This is a genomic window from Flavihumibacter sp. CACIAM 22H1 (genome assembly GCF_001601815.1).
In the GTDB taxonomy this organism is placed as follows: domain Bacteria; phylum Bacteroidota; class Bacteroidia; order Chitinophagales; family Chitinophagaceae; genus Flavihumibacter.
In genome coordinates this window covers 1-2827 of sequence record NZ_LUKG01000154.1, presented here as the reverse complement: position 1 = coordinate 2827, position 2827 = coordinate 1, and the positions used below count along the sequence as shown (strand labels likewise).

The window sequence follows — 2827 nt, the reverse complement described above, 5'->3', positions numbered from 1 at the left end:
ACCAATTCCTGCTTCCATTCTTCTACCGGCAGGTTCCAGGGAGCCCGGGTCAGCAGATCTTTAACTTTCTGCGGATCGGAAACCTGCAGTTGCACTTTATTTCTGCTCGGCTGGAAAAAATCTGACACCCTGCCTTCAACCATTTTTCTCCCCTTGTCAAGAATAATCATGCGCGTGGCTACCTGTTCAATTTCACTAAGCAGGTGCGAAGAAACCACCACCGTTTTATTCCTTTCTTTGCTTAGGTGTAGAATAAGGTTACGCATATCTGCAATACCCTGCGGATCAAGCCCATTCGTAGGTTCATCCAGGATTACCAGATCAGGATTGTGCACAAGGGCAACCGCAATGCCTAATCTTTGTTTCATTCCCTGACTAAAACTCGACACCTTACTATTGGCACGATCCGCTAAACCAACCATTTCGAGTTGTTCCATCTGCTGGCGTTCCGATCGTTTCTGGCCGCTCATGCGGGAAAAAATAGAAAGGTTTTCTTTTGCACTGAGGTACTTGTACAAATCGGGCCGTTCTATAACGGCCCCCACTCTTTTTAAAACAGCTTTTTTTGAAACGGAAAGTTCTTCTCCAAATAAGCGGATCGAACCAGACCCGGGATGTATCAGGGAAAGCAGCATACGCAGGGTAGTTGATTTCCCGGCACCATTTTGACCCAGGAAGCCATAAACATCTCCCTGGTAAACGGAGAAAGAAAGATCACTGACTGCCACCAGATCATCAAAGTTTTTAACCAGGTGCTTTACTTCAATAAGGGGCTCCATACTGGCCAGATTAGTTCTTCCTAATAACACCTGCCAGATAATATTGTTGGGAACTCAGCAGCTTTTTTTAATTTCCTGCGTTCAGGTAACTCTGCAGGTTCTGTACATAAATTTCAAAGGCTTTTATTCCTTCGGGCGTTATTTTACAAATTGTTTGCGGGTAATTATCTCTGAATTGTTTAACCACTTCTATATAACCCGCATCTTTCAACTTATTCATCTGTACACTCAGGTTGCCAGCTGTTGCATTGGTTTTTTCCCTGATAAAGGTGAACTCGGCTTCTTTCACGCTTATCAACAGGGAAACCACTGCAAGTCGCAGTGGTGTATGCAATATGGGATCCAGGTCTTTAAACATATGGAACGTTTTCCCTCCTGAATAACCTATTAAGACTGTTTAACATATCGTTGTTTTAAGCGATAACCCGGAACAATCCACGCTACTGCCATGGCAAGTGCTATTAACAATAAATGCTCCTGTACCGGGATAAATGTAGCCAAAACTGCCATGCCCCAGCAAAAAAATGCGCCTGCTTTAAGGGGACGGAATTTTAATAGCATGCCCGACACAAAGGTCGGCACACCGTAAATGCCCAGGTAAATCGGATTGAGCAGCTTGTAAAACTCTGTGCCCATGGTTTGTCCGATTACAAATCCGCTAATACATATGGTAACCCCAAAAGCCATCCAAATGGCTCCTAAAACTTCGTCGGTATAGGTGGTTACTTTTTGCTGCTTTTTTTGTTTTACCAGGTACACAATCGTATAAAGCACTGCCGGCAACATAAGCAGCCACACATACTGAAATTCCACCATTTTGATAAACCGCAAGCCCAGGTAATGGATAAGACTGCAGAAAAATACCACCCATCCCCAAAGCAGGTAGAGGTGACCGTTTTCACTGAACTGATTCTTGGCTTTGTTGATCATGGCTTCTATCACCGCCAGACTTTCAGCACTGCTCATTGCGGAGCTATTCTTTTCAGTTCGTTCCATATCATTTGCATTGCGCTAAAAAATATTGTGCCGATGTTTTTCCCCATGTCGGATGAAGTTCGGAAGCAGGCTTAAACTGGTCAAACAAACGCAGTGATTGCTCGAGTACTACAGCTGCTGCTGCCTTACCACCACCGAATTGTTCAGGTGTATAAAATTTAGATTGACCTTCCAGGTATACTGGCCGCGGATTAGTAGGATCCTGTTGTTTGGCTTTTTCCAGAAATGCCGCGGAAGCCTGGCCATACTGCATCCAACGGGCCGGAGGGTCTACCGTAAGATGGGCTGTTGCTATCATACTATAGATAACATTGATTTCACTGTTCGACTCACCGGCCAGGGCAGCGGCTTTTTTTATAAGCGCTTCTGCTTTGTCTGCCAGTGGATCCACCTTTGCTTTATCCTGTTCGAGCAAGGCCGTCATTACCTGGCAATAACTTGCATAATAATAGGGCAGCCATTGGTTTTTTTCCGCTTCGGCAATCCGTTCAAATGCATTGGCAAGCGATCCCATGCTTCCCTTTTGAAGGGCGCTGTCTAATTCTCCGATCCGCTGTTGCATAACTTTGCGGTATTTATCGGGTTGTGCAAGAACTGATAAACTGCCCGCAAGTAACAAGAGCAAAAAAGCCGTTTTTTTCATATTCATTTTATTTAAAGGTTACTATTGATTACATCCTGTGAACGATCCACTCCGAAACTAATGAAACAGCCAATAAAGAAAAATTGGTTAGCTGCCGGACGTATCGGTTGACGAACCATGCCATTGTACGAATAATTATAATTATAGATCTGGTTCTGATTCAGCACATTGTTAACAGACACTACCCATACAGTAAATGATTTCGCTTCCTTTTTTCCAATAGCCGGCAGGTAATTGATACTAAGGCTCAGGTTATTAAATGGAATGGTGGTACCCTGGTCAGCCACTTCAAACTTTGCCTCGTTGTTATTGTACCGGATATTATAATAAGGACGGCCGGTAGCAAATGAATAAGAAGCATTGAACTGGGTTTTCCATTTGGTTATAAACTTTTTAATTACCAGCGATG

At 43.8% G+C, this 2827-nt stretch carries 4 protein-coding genes and 1 pseudogene; all 5 read right to left on the bottom strand.

Annotated elements, in window-relative coordinates; translation table 11 throughout:
• The coding region (locus A1D16_RS21450) for an ATP-binding cassette domain-containing protein (protein ID WP_290713722.1) at positions 1-779 on the bottom strand (779 nt) is incomplete at its 3' end.
• Positions 780-846: 67 nt separating this feature from the next.
• Entirely contained in the window at positions 847-1137 is a 291-nt protein-coding gene (locus A1D16_RS21445; RefSeq protein WP_290713719.1) for a transcriptional regulator, read from the bottom strand.
• Positions 1138-1166: 29 nt separating this feature from the next.
• Positions 1167-1775, bottom strand: coding sequence for a hypothetical protein (locus A1D16_RS21440; protein ID WP_290713716.1), 609 nt, complete (start codon positions 1773-1775; stop codon positions 1167-1169).
• Position 1776: 1 nt separating this feature from the next.
• Entirely contained in the window at positions 1777-2418 is a 642-nt protein-coding gene (locus A1D16_RS21435) for a hypothetical protein (protein ID WP_290713713.1), read from the bottom strand.
• A gap of 11 nt (positions 2419-2429) precedes the next feature.
• A pseudogene (locus A1D16_RS21430) lies at positions 2430-2827 on the bottom strand (TonB-dependent receptor); the annotation flags it as partial.

Coding starts and splice junctions, on each gene's coding strand:
- A1D16_RS21440 (WP_290713716.1), bottom strand. CDS start 1,775: ATGGAACGAACTGAAAAGAATAGCTCCGCAATGAGCAGTGCTGAAAGT.
- A1D16_RS21445 (WP_290713719.1), bottom strand. CDS start 1,137: ATGTTTAAAGACCTGGATCCCATATTGCATACACCACTGCGACTTGCA.
- A1D16_RS21435 (WP_290713713.1), bottom strand. CDS start 2,418: ATGAAAAAAACGGCTTTTTTGCTCTTGTTACTTGCGGGCAGTTTATCA.